Below are 26,018 nucleotides of genomic sequence, written 5' to 3'. Positions count from 1 at the left end.
TCGCAATCTGCCATGGGAGTTCCTTTCCGGATTGCTGAAATGGCGGTGTTTCGCACAGTCATGCAGTCACAAGGATTCCCTCATGATTATTTCCAGTTCCCTTCTAAGGCTTTATTCACGTCCCTCCGCTAACAGCGGCCAGCGAATCCGGTTAAAGCGCTGCCTGGAGGGCATCAGCCTCTGGCTCGCCGTGATGTTGATGCTGTTTGTCCACCCACTCTATGCCGAGGCGAATGAGACCGACAACGTTGGCCAGTTTCATTTCGTTGACGGCCAGGGTCAGTGGCAGGAGCCGGCCCTGGTTCTGGAGAGCGATTTCGATGTGCGCATCAGCGGTTTGATTGCCGACTCCCGGCTGCTGAGGCGTTTTCGAAACACCAGCGACCGGTGGCGGGAGGGCGTGTTTGTGTTCCCGCTGCCGGAAAAGGCCAGTGTGTATGGACTGACCATGAAAGTGGGCGAGCGGACGATCGAAGGCAAGGTGCAGCCGAAGGAGACGGCGCGCCGGACCTATGAGAAAGCAAAACAGGCCGGGCAGCACGCGGCGAATGTCGAGCAGCAGCGGCCGAATCTGTTTACCGCACGGGTGGCCAACATTCCCCCGGGGGAGACGGTATCGGTGGAGCTGAAGTATCAACAACCGGTGCAGTATCAGGCCGGCGTGTTCGAACTCACTGTGCCAACCACGCTGACGCCCCGTTACATGCCGGGAAAGGCGCTCAGTGCAGCGCCGGATCAGTGGCAGGGTGGTTGGGCAGTGCCGACGACCGAAGTGCCGGACGCCGTTGCCATCAGTCCCTTTACGGTCAATCCGGGTGATGTGGCGGACGATAGCCATCGGGCGGTGATCAATCTGGTGATTGATTCCGGGCTCCCACTTGAGAGCGTCTCCAGCCCGTCGCACCGACTTGCGACCAGTCAGGACGGCCAGACGTTCAGCGTTCGTCCCGATGGGGGCGAAATCCTTATGGACCGGGACTTTGTGGTGCGCTGGCGCCCGGTTGCCGGGCTGGAGCCCTCGGCAGCGGTGTTCCATCAGTCCTGGGAAGGAGAGGACTATCTGATGGCCATGCTGGTGCCGGGAGAAAGCGGCACCATGGTGTTGCCCCGGGATCTGGTGTTCGTGATCGACACCTCCGGTTCCATGGCGGGCGAATCGATCCGCCAGGCTCGCGATGCCCTTCAGGCCGGTCTGGACACGCTTACACCGAGAGACCGATTCAACGTCATCCAGTTCAACAGCCAGACGCATTCCCTGTTCATGCAGCCGGAAGTGGCCACCGGGAACAACCTTGCCCGGGCCCGCCAGTATGTGGATCGCCTTCGTGCCGACGGCGGCACCGAGATGGCACCGGCCCTGTCCAGAGCCCTGGAAGGCGGAGGTGAGACTGAAGACGGCGCACGGGTGCGCCAGGTCATCTTCATTACCGATGGCGCGGTGGGAAATGAAGCGGCGCTGTTCCGGCAGATCCGCCAGCAGCTTGGAAACCAGAGGCTGTTTACGGTGGCTATTGGCTCTGCGCCGAACCGGCACTTCATGCGTGAGGCCGCGCGCTGGGGGCGGGGTACCTACACGGCGATTCACTCGCCTTCGGATGTGGATGGACCTCTGCAGGCCCTGTTTTCGGCCATGGAGTCACCGGTTCTGACCGATATCCGGGTCAACTGGCCAGGCCAGAATGCCGGTCAGGAGTCGTTTCCGAGACGCCCGGGCGATTTGTTCCAGGGGGAACCGCTGATTCATGTGGTCCGTGGCGTCCCGGCCATGGGGCAGCTAGAGGTGTCGGGGCGACTGCCGGGTGGCAGGGACTGGACCAGAGCGCTGGACCTGCAACAGGCCGCTTCCGCAACGGGACTGCATCGGCATTGGGCGAGGGAGAAAATCGATAGTTTGGAGGATGAGGCGAAGGTCGCTGGCCGGGAGCCGGATAAGGCCAGCCTGACCGAGCTGGCGGTTCAGCACGGCCTGATGTCTACCTACACCAGTTTTGTGGCCGTGGACTCCACGCCCGCCCGGAGCGCGGAGACGCCAATGACATCGGACAACCTGCCCACACTGCTGCCGGCAGGGAGCCAGGCGGGCATGCTGCGTTATCCGCAGACGGCAACCCCGGCACCCTTGCTGATTGCGATCGGTCTGGTGGGGTTGATGTTCTCACTGGCGATTGTGCTACTGCAGAGGAGGGCGTTCTCATGACCCGGCTTCTGCTTCTGTTATTGACCAGCTCTGCTACCTTGTTGGTATTCGGGTTATGGATTCCGCTCAAGGCGGTTATCGCCCAGGAATTACTGGCAATCGCCTGGGCGGAAAGCCAGGCCCGGCAGACGGAATCGCGCCCCTGGCCGTGGGCGGACACCTGGCCGGTAGCCCGGCTGGCTATTCCGGAACTGAGCGACTCGATGATTGTTCTGGCCGATACCCATGGCGAGAGCCTGGCCTTTGGGCCGGGCCGATTAACCGGCGGCGAAGGCACCGGGGGAGCCGTGATTATTGCCGGGCATCGGGATACGCATTTCCGGAGTCTTAAAGCGCTGGAGACCGGCAATGAGGTGCGTCTGCAGGCCCGGGATGGCCGTTGGCAGAGTTACCTGGTGGAGGGTGCCCGGGTAGTGGACAGCCGTTCAGAGCTGATTGATACCCAGCGTTTGCCGGACGGTACGCTTCTGCTGGTAACCTGCTACCCGTTCGACAGTGTCGATGCCGGTGGGCCACTGCGATACGTCGTCAGGGCCTCGGCAAAGGGTAAACAAAGGGAACAAATTGACACTGTTGCCGGAATATAAAGTTGGCGTACACTTGTGCGCCAAAATTTGGCTGCAGAGTTTGGTTGCATGGGTATTATCAGAAAACTGCTGGCGTGGTTGAGCGTGCCGATCATTTGCCTGTTCGCGCTCGTGTTCTATGCGGCAAGGCCGTTCAATCCGGATAACAACCGTTTCCTGGCGCGTGCTGTGGCCCGTTTCGGACGGGCAGTCCTGGGTATGGAGCGACCATTGGAAGGCTGGGAAAACATGCCCCAGGACCGGCCCACGGTCGTCATTGCCAACCATCAGCACAATGACGATCTGTTTGTTGTGGGCGACCTGTTGCCGCCGCGCACCGTAACGGTCGGTAAGTCGGCTCTGTTGTGGGTGCCTTTCTTTGGCCAGGTCTTCTGGCTGGGCGGCAACGTTATCCTCAATCGCGGACGCTCGCACAAAGCCATCGCGGTTATGAAAGCCACAAGTAGTGCCATCGCCCGGGATCGGAAAAGCCTCTGGGTTTTCCCCGAAGGCACCCGCAGCAGAGGCCGGGGACTGCAAAAATTCAAGAAAGGCGCGTTTCACGCAGCGGTAGCATCGGGCGCCCCCATCACCATGGTCTGTGTTCAGGAGTACGCCGATGAGGCCGTTGGCTGGACCGGCCGGCGTGAGTCTGTGGCCATTCGGATTTTGCCGCCCATCGAAACCGAGGGTCTCACGGCTGACGATATTCCGGAACTGATCGAGCGTTGTCACAAAAAAATGTCGGAGACGATTGCCACATGGTAATTGCGTCGTTTGGAAGTGCTTGAAGCACTTCGGTAAACAGGGCAGTCTTGCGGGACTGATCGTTTCGTTCAACGACCCTCAGGGAGAGGCAAGAGATGAACCTGATTCTGTTTCTGATTATAGGCGGTGTGGCCGGTTGGCTGGCTGGTCTGATTATGAAAGGCCGTGGCTTTGGCATTCTGGCCAACATCGGTATTGGTATTGTCGGCTCGTTTCTCGGAGGTTTTGTTTTTCGCCTTCTGGGTCTGGCGGCCCAGGGTGCTGTTGGTGAGCTGGTGACCGCAACGGTAGGCGCTGTGTTGCTTCTCGCTATTGTTAGTGCAATCAAGAAGGCCTGAGCATGATCGTACCCGTAACCGGAGTGTTTGCCGCAGTTATCGGCATTCTTTTGCTGGTGTTGTCGGCTCAGGTCGTCAAATTTCGTCTGAAGTACAAAAAGGGCCTGGGCGTCACCGATGATCGGGATTTTGAGGCCGCGGTCCGCGCCCACGCCAACCTGGTGGAGTACGCCCCCCTTGGTCTGCTCATGCTGGCCATCGCTGAGCTCAACGGCGTTTCCAGTACTCTGATTTACTGGACCGGTATGGCGCTGGTGGTTGGCCGCATTCTTCATGCCTTCGGCATGATCAACGGTCGCGGTGGCACCCACTGGGCCCGGATGGTTGGCATCTTGCTGACCTGGCTGGCGATTCTGGTGACAGCCTTATTGCTGTTGTGGAACGTCTGGCAGGTTTATGGCTAGGGCAGAAAAGAACGGGCGGCCAATGGCCGCCCGTTCTGCTTTTGGCAACCCGGTTTTATAACCAGTCAGTCTTCAACCTGGCTCTCATCCTCCAGGATAAGCTCCACTTCTTCCGCATCCAGTACCTGAGGCTCATAGGTCAGTCCCTGTGCCTCGATCAAGCTTACAAAGGCTTTCAGGTGGCTTTTTGATCCATCCAGCAGGTTGGAATAGGCAAGAATGATGGCGCGCTCATCGGTTTGATTAATCGCGGCCAGAATATCTCTCATATCCTTCTCTTCGATCAGGCCCCCTACGAACAGGCCATCAACAAACGAGTTTTTTCCCTTGGCAACTAATTCGTCATACAGGGCCTGAAGTTCCTGGTTGGTGAATACGCCGATCGTGTCATTCACTACCGGGTCTTCAACATCAAACTTTTTCAACAGGTAGTCTACGGTGCTGGTATGAGATTCTTCGGACAGCGCGATTCTTGCGAATACCTGCGTTCTGTCGCCCCAGTACTGGTCCATTGTGAGATAAACGTCTCGGGCCAGCTTTTCCTCTTCGCGCATGAACTGCAGATCGCTCACCTCAATGGTGGTCAGATCTTCCGAATCGGCAGTTTCTGCCGATCGACCCCCGCCGTCGCTGTTGCGCGGACCGCCTGCAGCGAATGTGGCGCTGGCAAGGAACATCGAACCAATGAGTGCGGCAGTGGTGAAGGTTTTTGCGTTCATAGTGACCTCTCTAGTCAGGTAACAGGTAAACCCTGGATACATGACTAAGACGAGGGATTCGGGCAAAAGGTTCGTTAAATAAATGTAAGTTTGCTTTCTAGTTTGTAAATAAAGTATTGTTTTTATTTAATAATAATTTTCAGTTTTAATGAAATTGATCCGTTTACCGCTTCAGAAATCGGAATAATTAAGATTTCATAAAAGCCGCCGACAGCGGTTGCAGGGTGTTCCATCACGCCTGTGCAGGGTGCATCCAGCCCCCGCTACGCGGTAAGTCCGGGGGCGGCCTATGGGGTTGGTGTTGCCGCTCAGAGTGCCTGGGCGACATCCATGTCCATGTATTCCAATTCTACTCGGCGGTTGGCAGCCCTGTCTTCCGGCGTTGCCAGAGGGCGCGCTGAGCCCCAGTGCCGCATTAGAATCCGGGATTCCTCCACGCCTTCCTGAATGAGACTTCGCGCCACTGCATTGGCCCGCAATCGTGACAGAAACTGGTTGTAATCCTCCGAACCGAAGTTGTCGGAATGGCCATGAATCCGCACGCTCACGGAAGGATGCTCCTTCAGGTAGGCGGCGTGCTGTTGCAGGAAGGCAATGTCATCCTTGTCCAGTGAGTGCTTGTTGAAGCCGTAATGGAACTTCATGCGGTGCGGGCGTCTGGTCCCGGCATCGTAAGTGGCAGCGGTGAAGCCTGCGGCCATCGCAGCATTGGCGATCAGGCCCGGGTTATCCAATACAAGTACGGTCATCTGAAAATCCTTGGTTCGGTATCCGGTTTTTCTTGTTATTCCTGTTCACTATTGGCTGGAGCAGGAACAACGGCAATTGGCGAAAGGTCGATATATGGCCCGGTACAGTCCTTCGATGGAACCGATTGAATGTCATTTCTGTGACATCCCAATGACAACCGGACCAGTCGTTTGGGCTTTCCCGACTCTGTGGGGTGTGCCACATTTCCGAGATTGACCCATAGCGACCTTTGCGCTGGATTCCATTTGAGCGCGAAAAGAAGGCGTGGCTGTGGTAAAAAGCAGACTTTCAGGGACAGATTATGATGAATTGTGACCGCCCATGCTGATTATCCCCGCCGAAAACGCCATCAACTGGAAACGCCCGCCCTGGGTCACTCTGGGCCTGATCATGGCCTGCCTGCTGGTTTTCCTGTTTTATCAGGGGGACGACAGCCGGAAACTCGAGCAGGCCGTTGAACAGTACCTGGCCGCCGACCTTCATGAGCTGGAGGCGCCGGCCTACGAGGATTACCTGCAACGGCAAATCCAGTTCCAGGGTGAAGAAGGCCGGGTATACGAACTACAGCAGTTTCAGCAACTCCGGGAAGAGAACGAAACCTTCTGGCTGGCCATCAATCTGATGATGGACCGGGAGTTCTATCAGTATCTGCTGCAGAACCGGGACGTGATCTGGGCGCCGGCAGACAGGGCCCGCTGGCAGGAGCAGCGCACTGCGATAGAGCAGCAGTACATCCAGAAGCTGAGTGCCAACCAGTTGGGGCTGGTTCCTGCCGATCTGTCATTGTATACCCTGATCACCTACCAGTTTCTGCACGGCGGCTGGGGCCATATCATCGGTAACCTGATCTTCCTGTTCCTGCTGGGATTCACCGTTGAGAAAGCCCTGGGGCCGGGTCGGTACCTGATTGCCTATCTGGTTTGCGGTGCCTTGTCCGGCCTGATGTTTACCGCGGTTTCGGCGGGTAGCTATGTGCCCCTGGTGGGTGCCTCGGGCTCGATCTCCGGCCTGATGGGCATGTACGTAGCCATCTATGGCCTGCAGAAGATCCGTTTCTTCTACTTTCTCGGCGTTTACTTCAACTATTTCCGTGCTCCGGCTATTGCTCTGTTACCGGTATGGGTGGGCAAGGAAATCTACGATTACTGGTACGCCGGTGCCACCGGTATCGCCTACATGGCCCACGCTGGCGGTCTGATCGCAGGTGCCGGCCTGGTCTGGCTGCTTGGCAAAAGCTGGCTGCAGGTGCGAGAGGAATTTTTCGAACCGGAAGAGGAAGAGCAGGATGCCCGGTTTACCACCGGTTACGCCCAGGCCATGGCCAGCCTGGGCCGGATGGAGTTCGATCTGGCCCGTCGGCAATTCGGGGCCCTGCGCGAGCATTACCCTGAACGCCATATTCTTCTGGAACATCTCTACCAGCTGGCCAAACTCCGGCCGGATCTGCCCGAGTACCGTAACCGGGCCAAAGAGTTGATGAACGATGCCCTGAGCCGCCGACAGCCAGAGCAGATGATTGCCATCTGGCAGGAATACCTTGGCAAAGGGGAAAGCTATCAGCCACTAGCGGCAGAAGACCATAATCGAGTCCTGTTCACCAGCCTCAAGCAACATGACCTCAAGGCTGCAGAGAAAGCTTTCGAGCGTCTCAGAAGCACGGGCGATGACATGCTGACAACCGAGGCCTGTCGGTTGCTTGTGGAAGAGTTTGAAAAGCGCCAGATGGCGCCCAAAGCTCGTCATTATCGCCAATTATTGCAGGCCAACTGACACAGTTCGGGGCAGGGTATGGGGGCGGCTTCCCAAAACTGTGCGGAGCCAGGGATGGCGGAGCCAAGCGTACACGGATGTATTTACAGCGTGTTTTGGGAAGCCGCCCCCATACCCTGCCTTACTCCTGAACTGAAAAAGACGCCTTTGGCCCCTTCAAAGGCTCTTTATTCTGCGCCTGCTCCAGATAAACCGTAATCTGCTCATGCAGCGGATGATTCACGCATTTTTTCTGGATAAACGTCAGGAAGGCCGTCGCTTTTTCCCACTGGGACAAGCCGTTGGCCAGGGTCTGGGCGACCAGCAGGTAGGCAGGGGCCAGCTGTTCGCTGTCCGGGAAGCGTTTGTGGAAATCCTGAAGCACCCGCAAGGCCGGTTTGAACTGGCCCCGGTGATACAGGGCCCGGGCGCAGCGCACGGACAGGTCCGGATCATCCAGTTTGAAGCCGGGCTCCGCTTTCTGGAGCGTGTTCAGCACATCCGCAATGCCTTCGCCGTCGTTGCGATCGGCCAACCAGCTCAGGATTCGAGGGTGGTAACGGTAGAGTTCGTCGGTGTCCTGGCGGGCTGTGAGTAGCTGGTACAGCTGGCCGATTCTCAGGGCGTTGTCCCGGTCCCGCTTCAACGCTTCCTTCAACATGCTTTGTACCCGATCGTAGTTGCCGTCTTTCAGGTTCATATCGATATCGGCATCGAAGCGGGCGCTGCGGTCGCGCTGGTGTGTGTCCTGCCCGGCGGTGTCATCCTGGATATCCGAGGCAAAACCCAGCTCTTCCTGGTACTGGAACAGCAGGTAGCCAAGCATGTGGAACAGGATCAGGGTGAAGGTACTGTTAAGGAAGCCGGCCAGGGGCTGGGCAACCCAGAACGGAAAGTGATTCACCGCAAAGTCCTGGGCCGCGCCCGAGGCGAGGGTCAGCAGGATCAGGTAGCCGTAGAGCAGGAAATAAGGGGTGCCAATTCGCGAGATCAGCACCGCCAGATTCATCGGATTCACCGCAGCACCCACAGAACGCTCCATAGCCAGAACCATGATGCTGGCCGGTAATGCCAGAATGACAAACGCCAGCGCCAGCAGCATCAGGATGGGGCCGCCGAGCATGGCGGCAGCGCCAACCAGCCCGCCCATGAGCACGAAGACCAACAACTGCAGGACGACAATATCAAAGCCGCTTCCGGTGAAGGCGACGGACACGGCGGGTGGTTTCAGATGGCCTTCAGCAGTGTGGTTGATTACCGCATAGGTGTACTTGAACAGGGCCAGCGCGAGCACCAGCCAGATCAGGATGCCGATCAGGTTTGCGGGGGCAACCACCGGCACCAGGGTGCAGATGGCAATCACGATCAGCGGATCTGTATGGAAAGGGTAGCGAAAGAACGCACCGAGTCGCTGCCAGAAGGGGACCACTTCGGTGGCGGCGCCCAGGTATCGCATGGCCTTGCTGCAGTGCGGGCACAGAGCCCGGCGCTGTCGGGTATCGGCATCGGGCATGCAGCGGCTGCAGTAGTGAATCTGGCACTCCCCACAGTGCCATTTGGCAGGGTCGCCGGGGTGGTAGTGGCAATCGTGTTTCACAGGTGCTTGTGTCCTGGTCCATCAGAAAATCGTTGGCTCATGATGACAGATGTCGGTTTTGATCGCAGCAAACCAGTTAACAGGTAGACTATTGTCAGTTCCCGGGCGTATCCAACCGGGCACATCTGATTATCCGGAGGTTGCTTGGAACACCCGCAGAACAGCGTAACCGGTATCGATACTCGCGAAACCCGGCAGCAGTACACCTGGCGGGATATCTTTGCGCTTGCGCTAAAGCACAAGCCAAGACTGGTGCGTGCCAACCTGCTGGCTATCATGGCAACCGTCATGAGTGTGCCGGTGCCGCTGCTCCTTCCGGTTCTGGTGGACGAAGTGCTGCTGGACGAGCCTGGCCCGGTGTTGCCCGTTATGAACTCGCTACTGCCCGGGGGCTGGCAAACCCCGGTGGTTTATATCGGCCTGATGGTGGTGGCGGCCTTCCTGCTCCGGGTCGCAGCGCTGTCGTTTAACGTTTTGCAGTCTCGGGAGTTTTCCAAGGTCTCCAAGGACGTGGTGTTCCGTATCCGTTCCCGGTTGCTGGGGCGTTTGCAGCGGGTTGCCATGTCGGAGTACGAAACCCGGGGCTCCGGTGGGATCAGCAGTCATTTCATTACCGACCTGGACACGGTTGACCAGTTTCTGGGCACCACCATCAGCCGGTTCCTGGTGGCCAGTCTCACGGTGTTCGGCACGGCTCTGGTGTTGCTCTGGGTACATTGGCAACTGGCTCTTCTGATTCTTCTGTTCAACCCTCTGGTGATCTTCGCCACGATTCTGATCGGCAAGCGGGTCAAGGAACTCAAGAGGCGGGAGAACAGCGCCTACGAGGAGTTCCAGGGGGATCTGACGGAAACCCTGGACGCAATTCACCAGCTGCGGGCGGCCAATCGGGAAAAACACTACCTGCGCCAGCTGATCGACCGCGCCCGCAACGTTCGGGATCACGCCATACAGTTTGAGTGGCGCAGCGATGCCGCCAGCCGGGCCAGCTTCGCCCTGTTCCAGTTTGGTGTTGATGCCTTCCGGGCAGCGGCCATGGTGACCGTGCTGTTCAGCGACCTGAGTATCGGCATGATGTTCGCCATTTTCGGATACCTCTGGTTCATGCTGACGCCGGTTCAGGAAATGCTGAACATGCAGTATGCCTGGTTCGCCGCTAATGCGGCTCTTGGGCGTATTAACCGATTACTGGATCTGAAAGAAGAGCCCCGCTATCCGGCGCTGGAGAATCCGTTCCGCGACCGGCACACCGTAGGCCTGACGCTCCGGAATATTCATTTCGCCTACGGGGAAGAGGAGGTGCTCAGCGGTATCAACCTGGAACTGGCACCCGGCGAAAAAGTGGCCCTGGTGGGCGCCAGTGGTGGCGGCAAGTCGACCCTGATTCAGGTCATCCTGGGCATGTACACGCCCCAGCAGGGTGACGTACTGATTGATGGCGTGCCGGTTCAGCGCATTGGCTTGCCGTGCCTTCGTGAGCATGTGGCCACGGTGCTTCAGCACCCGGCGCTGTTCAACGATACCGTTCGCCAGAACCTGACCCTTGGCCGGGACAAGCCCGATGCCGCGCTCTGGGATGCCCTGCGAATCGCCCAATTGGATAGCACGGTTGCGTCAATGCACGACCAGCTTGATACCGTTATCGGCCGACAGGGCGTGCGCCTGTCTGGCGGCCAGCGTCAACGGCTGGCCATTGCCCGGATGATCCTGTCAGAGCCTTCGGTGGTGATCCTGGATGAGGCCACCTCGGCGCTGGATGCGGAAACCGAGTTCCAGCTCCATCGGGACCTTGAAGCCTTCCTCAAACAGCGCACCACCCTGATCATTGCCCATCGCCTCAGCGCCGTTAAACAGGCAGATCGTGCCTGTGTTTTCGAAGACGGTCGGATAATTGAGGAGGGGCACCACGATGAACTGATTGCCAGAGAGGGGCTCTACGCCCAGCTTTATGGCGAGCGCCAGATGTAATCCCGTCCATAAAGTTTACTTTTCATTACAACAAAAACTGATCTGTCGCTTTTTGCGTCCGTAAAGGATTCGAAATGCAAGTTCTGAGGGCTACATGTTGCGTAATGCACCTATAGCCCGGTTTCAAACTTCTCTGCAAACTTGCGCCGATCTTTCACGGACAGGAAAAGTGAACAGGAAAACGACAAGTATTCTGCTTTTTATCACAGCTTTCCTGCTGGCACTTGCGCTCCCGGTAATGCCGTCGTTGCTCAACAACAGCGGGTTTTACGGGATGGCGATTGATGAGCCGGGAGAGAACCTGAATGGCTACCAGCCTCCGCAGAACGGGCTTTCCGTTATCTTCTTTGGTTATCGCCAGTGCGGAACCGTTTGCCCGGTTCAATTGGTCAACCTGATGGACCTGAGCGAACGTCTGAAGGACGCCAAAGTCGAGTTTCTCTTTGTCACCCTTGATCCGGAAGACGACACGGCAGAAGTGTTGCAACAGACGACCGAGAGTCTTGGCGAAGCGTTCAGGGCCTACCGGCCGGAAAATCACCGGGCCGCTCAAAAACTGGCTTCAGCTTACAACGATTTTGCCGTTAAACAGGGTAGTTCCTCAGATGATCTCATTGCTCACAGCGCAAATCTGCATGTAGTGACGGGAGAATTCCGCAGAAGGCTGGTTTACACAACACCAGATCTGAATCTTGAGCTGGTTGAACAGGATCTTCGGCGCTTACTAAAAGACAAAAATAGCGAGAGTTCCATATGACGACCGCAGTAAACAGTCAGTCTTACGAAGTTGAAATCCGGGAGCGCACCGATCGCCAGATGTTGTTTATCCTTCTGGCTCATATTCCGGTGGTCGGCTTACTGGTGCCGATGGGCTATGGCACCACTATGTTCGCTCTGATTGCGTCTTTGCTAGTGGGAGGTCTTGCAACTGCCGGCTTCTTTACGATGCGTGGAACAAGGGCCTTGTCGTCACTGTTCGCAATCTGTCTGATGCTGTTCTCGGCCATCATGATCCAGGCGCAGTTGGGTCGTATTGAAATGCATTTCCACATTTTTGCTGCGCTTGCGCTGGTGATCATCTATCGGGATTGGCTGCCCGTGGTGGTCGGTGCTGCAACGATAGCGTTGCATCATGTTGCATTTACAGCGCTTGAGCTGGCAGGTGCCACATTGGGCGAGATGCCGATCATGATCTTCAACTACGATTGCAATTGGTCCATTACCTTCCTGCATGCTGCATTCGTGGTTTTTGAGTCCGCAATTCTCGTCTTTTTTGCGATCCAAATGGGGGCAGAGCAAAGGCAGTCGTTTCAGATTATTGAAATTATAAGGACGTTCGATACGGATAATAATCTTACCGCACGTCTTGATGGCTCAGACAAGAACGTCACGGCCAGCTCCTTCAATAACATGCTTGACAGGTTTGTCGGGCTCATTGCCCGGCTGAAAGAGCTTTCTGGTCAATTGCGTTCGAACGCTGATGATATGACCAGCGTTAGCGATACGACGACATATATCACCAGTGAGCAGCAGGTCCAGACCGATCAGGCGGCAACAGCCACCAACGAGATGTCAGCCAGCATCCAGGAAGTGGCGAGCAACGCGCAACTGGCATCAGACGCAGCCAGCAATGCTTCCGCCGCCGCCACCAGAGGCGGTGAGGCCATGGCTAACGCGTCGAAACTCACGGAGTCTACCGATGAAGCTCTTGAAAGCAGCGCCAATCGGGTTGATGAACTGAGCGAAAAGATTGAATCCATTGCTTCTGTTGTCGGTTCTATCAACGCCATTTCCGAGCAAACCAACCTGCTGGCTCTGAACGCCGCCATCGAGGCGGCAAGAGCCGGAGAGCATGGCCGTGGATTCTCCGTGGTGGCGGATGAGGTCAGGGCGCTTTCCCTGAGAACCCAGGAATTTACTGACCAGATTCGGGCTACCGTTGGCGAACTGAGCCAAATATCAGAAGCCACCAGGGCTTCGATGGAGATGGGACGGACCCGCTCGACCGAATCTATACGGGCTATGCGAGAAACCGGAGAAGCAATCCGCGAGGTTGAAGCAGCCATCGGCGAGGTTTCGCGAATGAATTACCAGATCGCATCGGCCTCGGAAGAGCAGGCAGCCACGTCGCTTCAGATCAATGAGAACATTCATTCCATCGCCAACCGGAACAACGATGTGGTATCCGAGGCGGAGCGGGTGAGAACCATGGCTTCAGACCTTGAGGCGGTCACCGAAAAACTGAATGAACTGGTGAAGCTTTATCGCATCTAAGCCTTCCAGGAACTGATGTCGGAGAGTCGCCCGGCTCTCCGACGTTGGTCTGATATTCACCGCGCTGATGCCGAACATTCACCGGCCCGCGGTTGAACTCTCGTTAATTGCTGCAATAGTTAAAGGTGACTTCACGCTGTGGAGTCCTTTCATCAGGCTATTGCCCGGTATGGGATTGCTTTCCCGGTCGATGCGTTGCTGAAAGGGCTTCGAAAGAGCCTTCCGGACTACGCGGATAACGACGAAAAAGGAGGCACCACATGTCGAACGAAAGTCTCAGTAAAGACAGTCTGAATACCCTCTCCAGCCTGAATGCTGGCGGTAAAACCTTTCATTACTACAGCCTGCCCAAGGCTGCGGACACCCTCGGCGACCTGAATCGCCTGCCGTTTTCGCTCAAAGTGCTGATGGAAAACCTTCTGCGCAATGAGGATGGCACCACCGTGGACAGAAACCACATTGATGCCATGGTGCAGTGGATGAAGGATCGTCATTCCGACACTGAAATCCAGTTCCGGCCTGCCCGTGTGTTGATGCAGGATTTCACCGGCGTGCCCGGCGTCGTCGACCTGGCTGCCATGCGTGAGGCGGTCAAGGCAGCCGGTAAGGATCCGGCGATGATCAACCCGCTGTCGCCGGTGGACCTGGTGATCGACCACTCGGTAATGGTGGACAAATTCGGCGACGCGTCCTCGTTCAAGGACAACGTAGCCATCGAAATGGAACGCAACCAGGAGCGCTATGAGTTCCTGCGCTGGGGCCAGCAGGCGTTCGACAATTTCCGTGTGGTGCCACCGGGCACGGGTATCTGTCACCAGGTGAACCTGGAGTACCTCGGCAAGACCGTCTGGCAGAAGGATCAGGACGGCAAGACCATCGCCTACCCGGACACCCTCGTGGGCACAGACTCCCATACCACCATGATCAACGGCCTGGGCATTCTTGGCTGGGGCGTTGGCGGCATCGAAGCGGAAGCCGCCATGCTGGGTCAACCGGTCTCCATGCTGATTCCGGAAGTGGTGGGCTTCAAGATCACCGGCAAGCTTCGGGAAGGCATCACCGCAACAGATCTGGTGCTTACCGTCACCGAAATGCTGCGCAAGAAAGGCGTGGTGGGTAAATTCGTGGAGTTCTACGGCGACGGCCTGAAGGACATGCCGGTGGCAGACCGGGCCACCATCGCCAACATGGCCCCGGAATACGGCGCCACCTGTGGTTTCTTCCCGGTAGACGAGCAGACCATCAAATACATGCGCTTGACCGGTCGTGAGGAAGAACAGCTGGAGCTGGTGGAAGCCTACGCCAAGGCCCAGGGCTTGTGGCGTGAGCCCGGCCATGAGCCGGTGTACACCGACAACCTGGAACTCGACATGGGCGAAGTTGAGGCCAGCCTTGCCGGCCCCAAACGCCCGCAGGATCGTGTTGCCCTGAAGAACATGAAGTCCTCCTTTGAGCTGTTGATGGAAACTGCCGAGGGGCCTGCCGAGAACCGTGAGGCCAACCTGGAATCCGAGGGTGGCCAGACCGCCGTGGGCGTTGACGACAGCTACGAGCATCATGCCAGCCAGCCCCTTGAGATGAACGGCGAGAAGAGCCGGCTGGATCCGGGTGCGGTCGTCATTGCGGCGATCACGTCCTGCACCAACACCTCAAATCCGAGCGTTATGATGGCCGCAGGCCTGATCGCCCAGAAAGCGGTCCAGAAGGGACTGAGTACCAAGCCCTGGGTCAAGACATCGCTGGCGCCGGGTTCCAAAGTCGTCACTGACTATCTGAAAGTGGGTGGCTTCCAGGACGATCTGGACAAGCTCGGCTTCAACCTCGTCGGCTATGGCTGCACAACCTGCATCGGCAACTCCGGGCCTCTGCCGGACGCGGTAGAGAAAGCCATCAGTGATGGTGACCTGACCGTGGCCTCTGTGCTCTCCGGCAACCGGAACTTTGAAGGCCGGGTGCACCCGCTGGTGAAAACCAACTGGCTGGCATCGCCGCCCCTGGTGGTTGCCTATGCGCTGGCGGGCAACGTGCGCCTGGATCTCTCAAAAGATCCGTTGGGCAACGACAAGGATGGAAACCCGGTGTACCTGAAGGACCTCTGGCCGAGCCAGCAGGAGATCGCTGAAGCGGTGGAGAAAGTGAAGACCGATATGTTCCGTAAGGAATACGCGGAAGTCTTCGACGGCGACGCCACCTGGAAGTCCATCAAGGTGCCGGAAAGCAAGGTGTACGAGTGGTCTGATAAATCCACCTACATCCAGCATCCGCCGTTCTTCGAAGGGCTCAAGGAAGAACCGGACGCGATTGACGATATCAAGGATGCCAACATACTGGCACTGCTGGGCGATTCGGTGACTACCGACCACATCTCACCGGCCGGCTCCTTCAAGCCGGACACCCCTGCCGGTAAATACCTGCAGGAACACGGTGTTGAGCCAAAAGACTTTAACTCCTATGGCTCTCGCCGGGGTAACCACGAAGTCATGATGCGAGGCACCTTTGCCAATGTGCGTATCAGGAACGAAATGCTCGACGGCGTGGAAGGCGGTTACACCAAATTCGTGCCCACGGGCGAACAGATGGCGATTTACGATGCCGCCATGGAGTATCAGGAGAAAGGCACTCCGTTGGTGGTCATTGCCGGCAAGGAATACGGTACCGGCTCAAGCCGCGACTGGGCGGCCAAGGGTACCCGTCTGCTCGGTGTAAAAGCCGTGGTGGCCGAATCCTACGAGCGCATTCATCGCTCCAACCTGATTGGTATGGGCGTGATGCCACTTCAGTTCCCGGAAGGCACGGATCGCAAGAGCCTGAAACTCACCGGTGAGGAAACCATAAGCATCGAAGGCCTGTCTGGCGAGATCAGGCCGGGACAGACCCTCAAGATGACGGTGAAATACAAGGACGGTTCCACCGAGACCTGTGAGCTGAAATCACGGATCGACACCGCCAACGAGGCCGTCTACTTCAAGCATGGCGGCATCCTCCATTACGTTGTGAGAGAGATGCTGCGCACTGCCTGATTGAAAGGACTGAAATTGGCATAGCGGGCCGCCGCTATGCCAATTTCATCTGCCAGACTAGATTCAAAGCTAAATTCAAGAGAGAAACGAGAGAGACAATATGACCGATCAACCGTTTCTGACGGACGTCAAAACCCTTCGCGAAAGGGCCCGTAAACACATTGAAGAGGGCGCCCTCACCGAAGGCTATGGCGCCAACCGCGACAACGTGGTGAAGATTCTTAACGAGGCGCTGGCGACCGAAATTGTCTGCACCCTTCGTTACAAGAGCCATTATTTCCGCGCCGATGGCATCAACGCCAATGTCGCTGCTCAGGAGTTCCTTGAGCACGCAGACCAGGAACAGCAGCACGCCGACTGGCTGGCGGAACGCATCGTGCAGCTGGGTGGGAAACCGAACTTCTCGCCCGAAGGTCTTTTGACGAGGTCCCACGCCGAGTTCGTTGAGGGCGATACGTTGCGGGAAATGGTAGTTGAAGATTTGGTGGCAGAGCGGATTGCCATTGACAGCTACCGCGAAATTGCCCGCTATCTGGGCGATCAGGACCCGACCTCGCGGCGGATTATCGAGGAAATCCTGGCTCAGGAAGAAGAGCACGCCGACGATATGGCCGGTCTGCTGGAAGGGCTGGACAGCTGATTAATCGTGTTTTCAGCCTGCTGTTTGCTAGCCGGGGGCCTTATTGAGTCCCCGGCTCCGCGAGCGGCAAGGTGATCCAGAAGCAGGCGCCAGATCCCTCTTCGGATTCGAAATCGACCTCACCCCCCATTGCCTGCATCAATTCCCGCGTAATCGCGAGGCCCAACCCGGTTCCTTCCTTTGTCCGTGAAGAGGTTGAGTTCGCCTGGGCAAACTTCTGAAAAATCCTGTCCCGGAAACTCTCAGGCACACCAGGGCCCTGATCCCTGACTTCAAGCTTTGCCTCATCCCCAGATTTGGACAAATCCACCCTAACGGCAGCACCGGCCGGGGAAAACTTGATTGCGTTTGACAGAAGATTTGTTATGGCTTGGGTAAGCCGAACAATGTCGTAGTTGGCATACAGGTCTTGTTTCAGGACATTCAGTTGCACCTCGACGCCTCGTTTTCTTGCCATCGGCTGGATCTCCTCGATGGCTGCCTCGGCTGCTTCGTCCAGTCTCTGGACAGAAGCGTCGAACGTCACGTTGCCGCTGACCAACTTCTCTATATCGAGAAGATCGTCGATAAGATGCCTCAGTTGTTTACTGTTGCGTTGGGCAATGTCGAGCATTTGCCCGGTTTTCTCGTTGATTGGACCGGTTGCGCCGCCAAGGATCAGCCCCAGAGAACCGGATATCGAGGTTAATGGTGTTCGTAATTCATGGCTGACGGTGGAGATGAACTGGTTCTTCATCTCATCGATTTTCTGGCGTTCATCAACATTCGTAATGTAACCGTGCCACAAGATGCTGCCATCGGGCAGAGCCTCCGGTTGTGCCAGTCCTTCAACCCAGCTCCAGCCATCGGTATCCAGACGCACTCGGTACCGGAGCTGCCATTGAGAAAGAGTCTGTGCAGATTCTTCGATCGATTTGAGCAGCCCGGGAAGGTCATCAGGGTGTACCCGGGCTATGGCTTTGTTAGCGTCGATAGCCGCTTCTTCAACGTCAATCCCATAGATCTCTTTAATACCTGGGCTGGTGTAAGGAAAGCTGCTGTGTCCATCGGGCCACAGGCGGTATTGGTAAAGCATACCGGGCGCCTGGGTTACCAGTTTGTTCAGTGTTTCTGTGCGCTGGACGCGATAAAGGGTATCGGCCACCCAGTCTGCAAAGAGAGTGACGAACATCTCTTCTGTGGCACTGAACGGGCGATGTCTGGGCGAGTGCGACGAAAAGTTTACGGTTCCAAAGATCTCGCCGTCGATCCAGATAGGCGCTGCCAGATACGTCTCCAGCCCGAAGATCTCGTAACACAGGCGGCTGGTGAATCCGGATTCGGCCATGTTTTGAATAGCAAACAATTTATGGCCGGATTCCAGAAGCAGGGAGCAATAGGTTTGTTCGAGGGGTAAGGTCGTGCCGTTTTCGATTGGTTTAGTGCCACGGGTGAAATGCCAGTGGATGGTATACACCGTGTCGGTGACCCGGCTGACAATGCCGTTTTCAAGGCCAAGATAGTCGCAGGCGATCCTCAGGGCTCTCGCCGCTCGCTCATCGGTGTCACCGGCAGAATCCAGAACGATCTCAGTCAGCACGTTCAGTGCTCGGGTGCGATCCTCGGAGTGGTCCCGGATTGCACCAATCGAGAATTCGCGTTCCACCAGATCGGCCAGATCCCTCAAGGTTGCTTTGTCTTCTTCTGAAAAGGATCGGGGCTTGCGATCAATGATGCAGAGCGTTCCAACCCTCTGTCCCTGAGGATCGTGGAGCGGAGCCCCCGCATAAAACCGGATATTGGGATCGCCAGTTACCAGAGGATTATCAAAGAAGCGTTCGTCGTTGAGTGCGTTCTCGATAACAAGTGTTTCCTCGCGCAGGACAGCATGTCCGCAAAACGAGATATCCCGACCGGTCTCTCTGGCATCCAACCCCTGGCGCGACTTGAACCACTGTCTGTCCCTGTCAATCAGGGATACGAGCGCGATGGGGGCGTTCAGGGTTCGGGCGGCAAGCCGGGTCAGCCGGTCGAATCTTTCCTCAGGAGGTGTGTCAAGGAGAGCCAGCTCATCCAGGGCAGACAATCGGAAGGATTCGTCTGGTGGAACGTCAGGTGCCTTCACGGTCGCTCCCTTTCTCCAAGTTATCCGGTTTGCACGCTGGCAGCTGTACCCAGAAATGCGCCCCGTTGTCATAATAGTAACCAACTTCGCCGCCCATCAAGCCCGCCAGCTCCCGGGTGATCGCAAGGCCCAGGCCGGTTCCCGCCTTCGACCTTTCAGTACCTGATTCAGCCTGGGCAAAGCGTTGGAACAATCTGTCAGAAAAGGTATCCGGGACGCCAGTGCCCTCATCTGCGACTGTAATCCTGATCTGGTTATCCGGGGCGTAGCTCGACCAGATGCGAACAGTTCCATCCACTGGCGAGAACTTGATCGCATTACTGATAAAATTGTCCAGTATCTGGCGTAGACGGAGTGGGTCAGCCATAAGCCAGTGCTTTTCGCAATTTTCGGTATTCAGCGGAATCTGGTAATGCCGTGCCATGCTGTCGTTGCCTTCACAGGCCTGATTAACTGCCCGCTGCACATCGACCTGCTGGGGATGAATGGGCATCTGGCCTGCCACTGCCTTGTTGAAATCCAGCAGGTCTGATATCAGGTGCTGAAGCTGTTCGCTGTTGCGGAACGCAACAGCGACCATCGCCCGTGCTTTTGGGGGCAGTTCGCCCGCTGCGCCCGCCTGCAACAACTTCAGGGACCCGTTAACGGATGTGAGTGGAGTTCTTAATTCATGACTGACGGTAGAGACGAACTCATCTTTCAAACGGTCGAGCCCTTCCCGCTCCTGCATGAGAGTGTTGAACGCCCGGGCCAGATTACGGATTTCCGGGGGGCCTGACTCCGAGACGCGCCCGGTGGCAGAACCATCACGGCTAATGGCTCGTATTTTCTTCGACATGATTTCCAGAGGACGGGTTGCTGCGCGAGTAAGAATCAGGGCTGTGGCCGCTAACAACACGGTAGCCAGAACGCTTACCACGAGAAATTCCCGAAATGACGCCCAGGCGGGGTTGGTCGCTTTCTCATAGGGCACGGCGCGCAAAAACATCCAGCCGACTCTTTCGAGGTGTTCGGTGGCATAGATCCATTTTTTGCCGTCATTATCGGTGACGACGCCGGAGGTCACACCTGAGAGGGCCGCGTCGACGATGAGGTTTTCGCCCGGGGCCGGTAATTCGGGCATCGGCGCGTTTGATGACAGCGAATCGACCTGAATGAACCTTTCAGTGTCCAGTACCTGAAAGATGGTTTGTGAATCACTCCTGGCGGTTCGGGGAACAATCCGTGAGTCTTCGAGATTCACAATGCCGCCGGCAAACCCGAGCAGGTCGCCGTCGTCGTTTTCAATCGGGGCAACAAACGACAGCAATGGGAGGCCCGTTTTTCGGCCTATAATTGGGCTGCTGATAACCGGTTGCCTGCTTGTCATTGCTCGCCGGAAGTGACTTCTGTCAGCGTAAGAGGTGCCAATGCGGCCCGGCACAAAAGTGTTTTCCGCGATGGCGACGGCATTTGCATCCATCACGGTAAGGCCTTCCTTGAAATAAGTGCCCAGAGTGGGTTGGCGTCCCATCAGGTTTTTAATGCGGTCAAGAGGGATGAGGGTTTTGCCATCTGTCAGCGTGGCGGCAAAGGCCTGCAAGGCCGTCAACCGGATCTCGAGCGAACGGTTGACTTCATCGGCAACGCCCCGCGTTTCAATCAGTTGTTTCTGGCTAAGAACGCGTTCGAAGTCCTTCAGCAACTCGTTGTAGGCAGTGCCCAGCAGGATCAGAACGGTAATAGCGCTTGTCAGGAGGGTTATAAGTGCAATTCGGGTGCCGAGGGACAGACGTTTCAAAGTACTTCCTTTGAGGAATAGCCTTGTGGGCCGCAACGTGATTTCATTGGATACGAGAATAGTGGATTTAATCATTGCGGCAAACTGCTTTTGCCGGGGGAAAGAGAGTGGCTTTGCAGTCAGACAATGACGTTTCCGAAAAGCTGAAAGTCCTCAGGGAAAAGTTTCTCACCAGGGCCAGATCAGATATCAGGGAATTGAGCGGCTATGCCGAGCAGACCCGGTCTGGAACGTTGTCTGCCGAGGGACTCATTCGCTGTTATCAGTCGTTGCATCGCCTTGCCGGTTCGGCAGGGACCTTTGGCCTTCCTCGGCTAGGTGAACAGGCGCGCTTAATTGAAAAACAGTTGAAAAGCCAGGCTGAAGCTCTGGGAGAAACGTCGGAGGTGCAAAGGCAATCTGTGGAGGTTTCCGATGGATTTGCGGATAGCATTGATGCCCTGGCAAGTCTCGTCGAGGAAAGTTCTGAGAATGCTTCAAGCGCAGAGTCTGACAATGTGACGTCGCCGGATCAGAACCGGTTTGAGGGCAGCCACGGCATGCAGGTTCGGATTCTTCTCGTTGACGATGATGCTGGAGGGCAGGTTGCATCTTTGTCCACCGAGTTAGGGCGTCACGGTTTTATTTGTCAGTTCGTGGACCAGCATGACGAAACAGCCCTTGAGGGTATTTTCTCAGGCATTGGAGGGACTGCTTCAATTCTTTGCCGCGATTCCGCAATGCCCATTGTTATGAATTACGCAAGGACGCGGGAAAACGAAGGCTCTCGTCGCAGGATCCCTGTTGTTGCCATTGGTGCCAATGACTCCTTTGATAATGAATATCGGATTGCGAAGGCTGGCGCATCGGCGTTTTTTGCTGCTCCTGTGAACGTTCCAGAGTTGGCCGAGCGTGTTGAATTGCTGGCGATCGAACGGAGTTCTGGCGTCAACGGCCGGGTGCTTATTGTTGAAGATGATGCTGAGCTGGCCGAGCATTACTGTCTGGTACTGAGCGCAGCAGGGATAGAAGCCAAGTCTCTCATCGATCCGAGGCGTTTGATGGCGGAGCTATCCTCGTTTCAGCCGGACATCGTGCTCATGGATGTTCAGATTGGAGAATACTCGGGTGTCACTCTCGCGCGACTGATACGTTTCGAGTCTCGCTGGTTAAGTTTGCCCATTATTTACCTATCCTCAGAGGATGACCGGGATGAACAGCTTGAAGCGCTCTCCAAAGGCGCAGACGAGTTTCTTGTAAAACCGGTGTCAGATGATTATCTCGTTCGGTCGGTGCGCATTCGTTGCTATCGAGCGCGTCAGCTTTCCGACCTTATGAACCGTGACAGTCTGACCGGCCTTCTCAAGCATTCGTTGATCAAACAGGAGCTTGAAAAAGAACTCGCACGATGCCGCCGCTTCGGCCACCTTTCCAGTGTCGCCATGATCGATCTCGATTATTTCAAGCAGGTCAACGATACCTGGGGGCATCGATACGGCGATATCGTGATACGAGCGCTTGCAAATTTATTACGGAACCGGCTTCGGGAAACGGATATGATCGGCCGTTACGGTGGGGAAGAGTTCATGGTTGTTCTGCCAGATTGCTCGGTGCAGGCCGCCGCAGATTTGCTGCAAAGCATTGGGGATAGCTTTTCCGAGCTTGTTTTTGCGGTAGGTGAAAAGAATTTCCAGGTAACGCTCAGCGCGGGCATTGCTGGTGTCAATGATTTCCCGAGCGGGGCGGAGGCACTGGAAGCTGCGGATCAGGCACTCTACCGATGCAAACATGAAGGGCGTAACGGGGTCGCGATTTATTCTGCGAACAATTGACGGTGTTTTCTGTTGTCAGGTGGTGGTTTGTTGAAAGCGCTAATCCTCGAAGATGATGATCTGGTCTCTGAATTACTCGAGACGGTCGTTGCGGGAATCTATCCCGGTGCATTGGTCAAAGTGGCAGGCAGCTTGGGCGAGGCGTTCGAGCTGGTTAGTGGAAATGCATTTGATCTCTTTATTGCTGACTGGAATCTGCCTGACGGTGCCGGCCTGGAGCTTGTCAAAAAAGTCAGGAAGTCAAATAGTGATGTACCCATCGTCATGGTTTCAGCCCGGTCAGATCGTGATTCTGTGCTGAAGGCCGCCCATCACGGAATCGATGGGTATATGACCAAGCCATTCGATGTGCAACAGTTGCATCAGCGTCTTGTCAAACTCCTTCAACCTTCCCAAGACACAGTTCCAGAAGTATCGGCGTTGCTGAAAAGTTCGCTTGAGGGGATTATCCAGCTGCCAACGGATGTCGATCCCGCAGACATTCTGGAACTCATAAGACGTCAGGATGAATTATCGCCGTCTCAGTTGGCAGAACGTTGGCGTGAAGAGGCAAGCATTACAGCTCGATTGATGGATGTCGCCAACAGCACGTCTTTTCGGCGCACCGGCAAGCCAGTAGAAAGCCTGAGGGATTCTATCTCCTCAATGGGTGTAGGTCTTGCCTTGAATCAGGTGTTGGCTTTATCTCTGGATGTGTCTGGCAAGCTCAAACACGAGGTTCTCAAAGGGCTTGCAAAAAGGCATTACGATGATGCGCTGCAGGTCGCCAAAAAGGCGCAGGGATTGGCAATCAAACTGAAGAAGCAGCCGGTTTCTTTGCAAAAGGCCGCGTTGCTCAGTCGTCTGGGTGAGCTGGCGGTACTTAAGGTGCTCAACGATTTTTTGGCTATCGGTGGGTCACTTGATGCGTCCGAGGCGGAGCAACTGGTGCGCACCTGGGCTCAATCTTATGGCAATCGCCTGAAAGTTCAGTGGCGGTTGCCATTGAGGGTGAGGGAGTTGATCGGCGCTGTGCATTTCCTGCCTGTCGATTGCACGCAGGAGGACAGGATTATCATGCGCGCCGCCGCAATGCTGGCCGGTGGCGAGAAGGCGTCCGAGGAGTGTCAGCGGCTTCTTCGTCGCCTGGGAATGGACACAGAAGAACCAATCAGGGATTGACGCAATGAAACCAGGCAATACCAGCTCCATATCACGAGTTCTTTACGTAGAGGACGACCCGGACATTCGGGCAATTGCTGAGATCGCGCTGCAAGATGTCGGTGGTTTTGAGGCAGCTGTGTGCGAATCCGGCGTTGCCGCTTTGGCAGCGGCTCCAGACTTCGATCCCGAGCTTATTCTGTTGGATGTCATGATGCCGGGCATGGACGGCCCTGCAACACTCAAGGCCCTGCGCGAGCTTGATGGAATGGCGGATGTGCCGGTTATTTTCATGACGGCACGACTGCAGAATTCGGAAATACGCGAGTACCGTGAGTTAGGTGCATTGGGCGTGATCCCGAAGCCCTTCGACCCCATGACCCTTTCGGATCAGATTTCACGCATTCTCCAAGACTCCCGAGGGTAAAACAGGCAGATCGGCAGAGTCCTCCGGAAGGTGCGGAAAGATGCAATTTCCGGTAGTCTGGCCAGCGTGAGCCCTGTTTAGATTGATGAGGTAGTCATGTCATCCTCCCCACCCCGGGACGAATTGAAAGCCAAGCTGAATCTTGAGACTTCTCGCATCCACTGGCACGAACTGCAGACCTACTTTGCCAGGGGACAGGTGGTCAGGGTGTCGCCCGACCTGAATTTGCTTGAAGTGGCGACTGAGTTGGCGGCGGATAACAAGGCCCGTTTCGAACAGTTGATGAACGATGGTCGCGTTGGTGAGGTTGCGCCGGACACCGCGCGGGATTGGTATGATCGCAATGCGGAACTCTGGGCGGTCGTCATCGCACCCTGGGTCCTCGTTCAGGACAGGTCAGGGCATGTCCTGCACTGACCGCATGGCGCCATGAAGCTCCACTATTTCCACGGCCGTAGCCCGCTTCGGGATCTTGTCATGGTGAAAGACCGCCAACGCATCGAGCTACATATCCGGCCAGCAGGCGGTGGCCATTGGGGCCTGGTGGTTCTGTCTGGCCCTGACCAGGGGCGCCCTGATGGGCAGTTCTGCCGTGGGCCCTGGCCAACCCAGGCTCGGGCTGAATCGGTTCTCAGGAGTGTCGCCGGCACCATGATGGGAAAAGGCTACGAGCCGAAGCCCGGAGACTATGTGGTCTGGTCCGTTACCGCCCAACGTCTTGCCCGCACCATCGGAGCTCCCCAGGGTGAACAACTCAGCCCCGATGCCGACCCCGACCAGTTCAAACCCCTTATCTGACAATCACCCTTTCTTTTTTTGAGGACACCATGCTGACTGGAGCCCTGCTCATACTCGCTCCCCTGTTCCTGGGGTTCGCCATCGCCCTGGAGAATCGCCGGGCCATGACCGTGATCCACTACACGGTGGAGGGCCTGGTGTATTTTATCCTCGTGTTGCTTGGCCTGGGCCTTGGCCAGATGGAAGGCCTGGCGGCACAGCTGGGTGGTATGGCGGCCCAGGTACTGGCGCTGGTGCTGGTACTTTTCTTTGCCAACATGTTAGGGCTCTGGCTGTTCCACCGCTGGCAGCCGATGTCCATCGAGCGGGTCGAAGGCAGTGTCAGTCCCGGTTACCGCAGGCTGTTCCTGGCCGGCATGAAACCCCTGGTGGCGGTGATTGCCGGGCTCCTGGCCGGATACTACCTGTTGCCGGACATGCCGATGGCGGAACAGCTGGCGACCTGGTCCCTGATGTTCCTGTTGTTTCTTATTGGCCTCCAGTTGCGCAATGCCGGCCTGTCGTTGCGCAAGCTGCTGATGAACCGCCAGGGCCTGGGTATCGCACTGGCTCTGACGCTGAGCTCTCTGGTGGCCGGGGCCCTGTTGATACCCTGGCTTGGGCTGCCCTGGCACGATGCCCTGGCGGTTGCTTCCGGTTTTGGCTGGTACTCGCTGTCCGGCATTGTGATTGGCGAGGCCCTTGGGCCTGCCTGGGGCGGCGTGGCCTTCCTCAATGATGTGCTCAGGGAGATTGTTGCACTGGCCATCATTCCCCTGTTGATTGCCAACAGGCCGGCCATGGCCATCGGTTATGGTGGCGCTACGGCCATGGATTTCACCCTGCCGGTAATCCGCAGCAGTGGTGGGCTGACCTGCGTTCCCGTGGCCATCGCCTCCGGTTTTTTGCTGTCTTTTCTGTCGCCGGTACTGATGGGGGTGTTCCTGTCTTTGGGTTAAATTGACGCGGTGCAATGCAAGTTGCGGTTT

The 26,018-nt window shown here is 56.6% G+C and carries 22 protein-coding genes; 17 read left to right on the top strand and 5 right to left on the bottom strand.

The genetic code is table 11. The features are described from left to right. Positions 1 to 82: 82 nt before the first annotated feature. The 5 genes from J3362_RS11065 (at position 83) to J3362_RS11045 (ending at position 4,273) form a co-directional block, all read left to right on the top strand. Entirely contained in the window at positions 83 to 2,197 is a 2,115-nt protein-coding gene (locus J3362_RS11065) for a marine proteobacterial sortase target protein (protein WP_349519734.1), read from the top strand. Further along, complete coding sequence (locus tag J3362_RS11060; RefSeq protein WP_349519732.1) at positions 2,194 to 2,784, top strand: class GN sortase; 591 nt, start codon at positions 2,194 to 2,196, stop codon at positions 2,782 to 2,784. The genes J3362_RS11065 and J3362_RS11060 overlap by 4 nt, the downstream gene beginning before the upstream one ends. Before the next feature lie 48 nt (positions 2,785 to 2,832). Next, entirely contained in the window at positions 2,833 to 3,531 is a 699-nt protein-coding gene (locus J3362_RS11055; RefSeq protein ID WP_349519730.1) for a lysophospholipid acyltransferase family protein, read from the top strand. Between the two features lie 95 nt (positions 3,532 to 3,626). Beyond that, positions 3,627 to 3,869 (top strand): GlsB/YeaQ/YmgE family stress response membrane protein, encoded by a 243-nt coding sequence (locus J3362_RS11050; protein ID WP_008175780.1) that lies wholly within the window; start codon positions 3,627 to 3,629, stop codon positions 3,867 to 3,869. A gap of 2 nt (positions 3,870 to 3,871) precedes the next feature. Beyond that, a complete protein-coding gene (locus tag J3362_RS11045) occupies positions 3,872 to 4,273 on the top strand; it encodes an MAPEG family protein (protein ID WP_349519728.1) in 402 nt (133 codons plus the stop codon). Positions 4,274 to 4,338: 65 nt separating this feature from the next. Here the strand turns inward: J3362_RS11045 and J3362_RS11040 are convergent, their stop codons facing one another. Both J3362_RS11040 and J3362_RS11035 read right to left on the bottom strand, forming a co-directional pair. Next, complete coding sequence (locus J3362_RS11040; protein WP_349519726.1) at positions 4,339 to 4,992, bottom strand: DUF2202 domain-containing protein; 654 nt, start codon at positions 4,990 to 4,992, stop codon at positions 4,339 to 4,341. 308 nt (positions 4,993 to 5,300) lie between these two features. After that, the gene (locus J3362_RS11035) at positions 5,301 to 5,741 is read right to left on the bottom strand and encodes an OmpA family protein (RefSeq protein ID WP_014578618.1); all 441 of its coding nucleotides are present in this window, start codon (positions 5,739 to 5,741) and stop codon (positions 5,301 to 5,303) included. 322 nt (positions 5,742 to 6,063) lie between these two features. Here J3362_RS11035 and J3362_RS11030 point away from each other — a divergent pair, with 322 nt between their 5' ends. After that, positions 6,064 to 7,512, top strand: coding sequence for a rhomboid family intramembrane serine protease (locus J3362_RS11030; RefSeq protein WP_349519725.1), 1,449 nt, complete (start codon positions 6,064 to 6,066; stop codon positions 7,510 to 7,512). Positions 7,513 to 7,633: 121 nt separating this feature from the next. Here J3362_RS11030 and J3362_RS11025 read toward each other — a convergent pair whose 3' ends face one another. Continuing rightward, a complete protein-coding gene (locus J3362_RS11025) occupies positions 7,634 to 9,088 on the bottom strand; it encodes a hypothetical protein (protein ID WP_349519723.1) in 1,455 nt (484 codons plus the stop codon). Between the two features lie 144 nt (positions 9,089 to 9,232). Here J3362_RS11025 and J3362_RS11020 point away from each other — a divergent pair, with 144 nt between their 5' ends. The 5 genes from J3362_RS11020 (at position 9,233) to J3362_RS11000 (ending at position 16,990) form a co-directional block, all read left to right on the top strand. Continuing rightward, a complete protein-coding gene (locus J3362_RS11020) occupies positions 9,233 to 11,056 on the top strand; it encodes an ABC transporter ATP-binding protein (protein ID WP_349519722.1) in 1,824 nt (607 codons plus the stop codon). A gap of 94 nt (positions 11,057 to 11,150) precedes the next feature. Further along, on the top strand, positions 11,151 to 11,813 hold the full coding sequence (locus tag J3362_RS11015; RefSeq protein WP_349519721.1) for an SCO family protein: 663 nt from the start codon (positions 11,151 to 11,153) through the stop codon (positions 11,811 to 11,813). After that, complete coding sequence (locus J3362_RS11010; RefSeq protein ID WP_349519720.1) at positions 11,810 to 13,330, top strand: methyl-accepting chemotaxis protein; 1,521 nt, start codon at positions 11,810 to 11,812, stop codon at positions 13,328 to 13,330. Before J3362_RS11015 ends, J3362_RS11010 begins: the two co-directional genes overlap by 4 nt. A 260-nt stretch (positions 13,331 to 13,590) precedes the next feature. Further along, a complete protein-coding gene (gene acnA / locus J3362_RS11005) occupies positions 13,591 to 16,350 on the top strand; it encodes an aconitate hydratase AcnA (protein ID WP_349519718.1) in 2,760 nt (919 codons plus the stop codon). Between the two features lie 100 nt (positions 16,351 to 16,450). After that, on the top strand, positions 16,451 to 16,990 hold the full coding sequence (locus J3362_RS11000; RefSeq protein WP_008173036.1) for a ferritin-like domain-containing protein: 540 nt from the start codon (positions 16,451 to 16,453) through the stop codon (positions 16,988 to 16,990). 40 nt (positions 16,991 to 17,030) lie between these two features. Here the strand turns inward: J3362_RS11000 and J3362_RS10995 are convergent, their stop codons facing one another. Both J3362_RS10995 and J3362_RS10990 read right to left on the bottom strand, forming a co-directional pair. Continuing rightward, positions 17,031 to 19,094, bottom strand: coding sequence for a GAF domain-containing protein (locus tag J3362_RS10995; protein WP_349519717.1), 2,064 nt, complete (start codon positions 19,092 to 19,094; stop codon positions 17,031 to 17,033). Then, the gene (locus J3362_RS10990; protein ID WP_349519714.1) at positions 19,081 to 20,874 is read right to left on the bottom strand and encodes a sensor histidine kinase; all 1,794 of its coding nucleotides are present in this window, start codon (positions 20,872 to 20,874) and stop codon (positions 19,081 to 19,083) included. The genes J3362_RS10995 and J3362_RS10990 overlap by 14 nt, the downstream gene beginning before the upstream one ends. A 107-nt stretch (positions 20,875 to 20,981) precedes the next feature. Here J3362_RS10990 and J3362_RS10985 point away from each other — a divergent pair, with 107 nt between their 5' ends. From J3362_RS10985 to J3362_RS10960, 6 genes are all read left to right on the top strand, one after another. Continuing rightward, entirely contained in the window at positions 20,982 to 22,685 is a 1,704-nt protein-coding gene (locus tag J3362_RS10985) for a diguanylate cyclase (RefSeq protein ID WP_349519711.1), read from the top strand. A 30-nt stretch (positions 22,686 to 22,715) separates the two neighbouring features. After that, positions 22,716 to 23,846: a response regulator gene (locus J3362_RS10980; protein ID WP_349519709.1), complete on the top strand. Its 1,131-nt coding sequence runs from the start codon at positions 22,716 to 22,718 to the stop codon at positions 23,844 to 23,846. A 4-nt stretch (positions 23,847 to 23,850) separates the two neighbouring features. Beyond that, positions 23,851 to 24,252, top strand: a complete 402-nt coding sequence (locus J3362_RS10975; RefSeq protein ID WP_349519707.1) for a response regulator — start codon at positions 23,851 to 23,853, stop codon at positions 24,250 to 24,252. Positions 24,253 to 24,348: 96 nt separating this feature from the next. After that, positions 24,349 to 24,669: a DUF2288 domain-containing protein gene (locus tag J3362_RS10970; RefSeq protein WP_349519706.1), complete on the top strand. Its 321-nt coding sequence runs from the start codon at positions 24,349 to 24,351 to the stop codon at positions 24,667 to 24,669. A 12-nt stretch (positions 24,670 to 24,681) separates the two neighbouring features. Then, entirely contained in the window at positions 24,682 to 25,050 is a 369-nt protein-coding gene (locus J3362_RS10965) for a PA4575 family protein (RefSeq protein WP_349519705.1), read from the top strand. Between the two features lie 29 nt (positions 25,051 to 25,079). Next, on the top strand, positions 25,080 to 25,988 hold the full coding sequence (locus J3362_RS10960; protein ID WP_349519703.1) for a LysO family transporter: 909 nt from the start codon (positions 25,080 to 25,082) through the stop codon (positions 25,986 to 25,988). Positions 25,989 to 26,018: the final 30 nt, after the last annotated feature.

It is taken from the genome of Marinobacter sp. NFXS11 (assembly GCF_040148675.1).
GTDB lineage: Bacteria > Pseudomonadota > Gammaproteobacteria > Pseudomonadales > Oleiphilaceae > Marinobacter.
The sequence above is the reverse complement of the archived record's forward strand: the minus strand, read 5'-3'. Positions and strand labels throughout refer to the sequence as shown.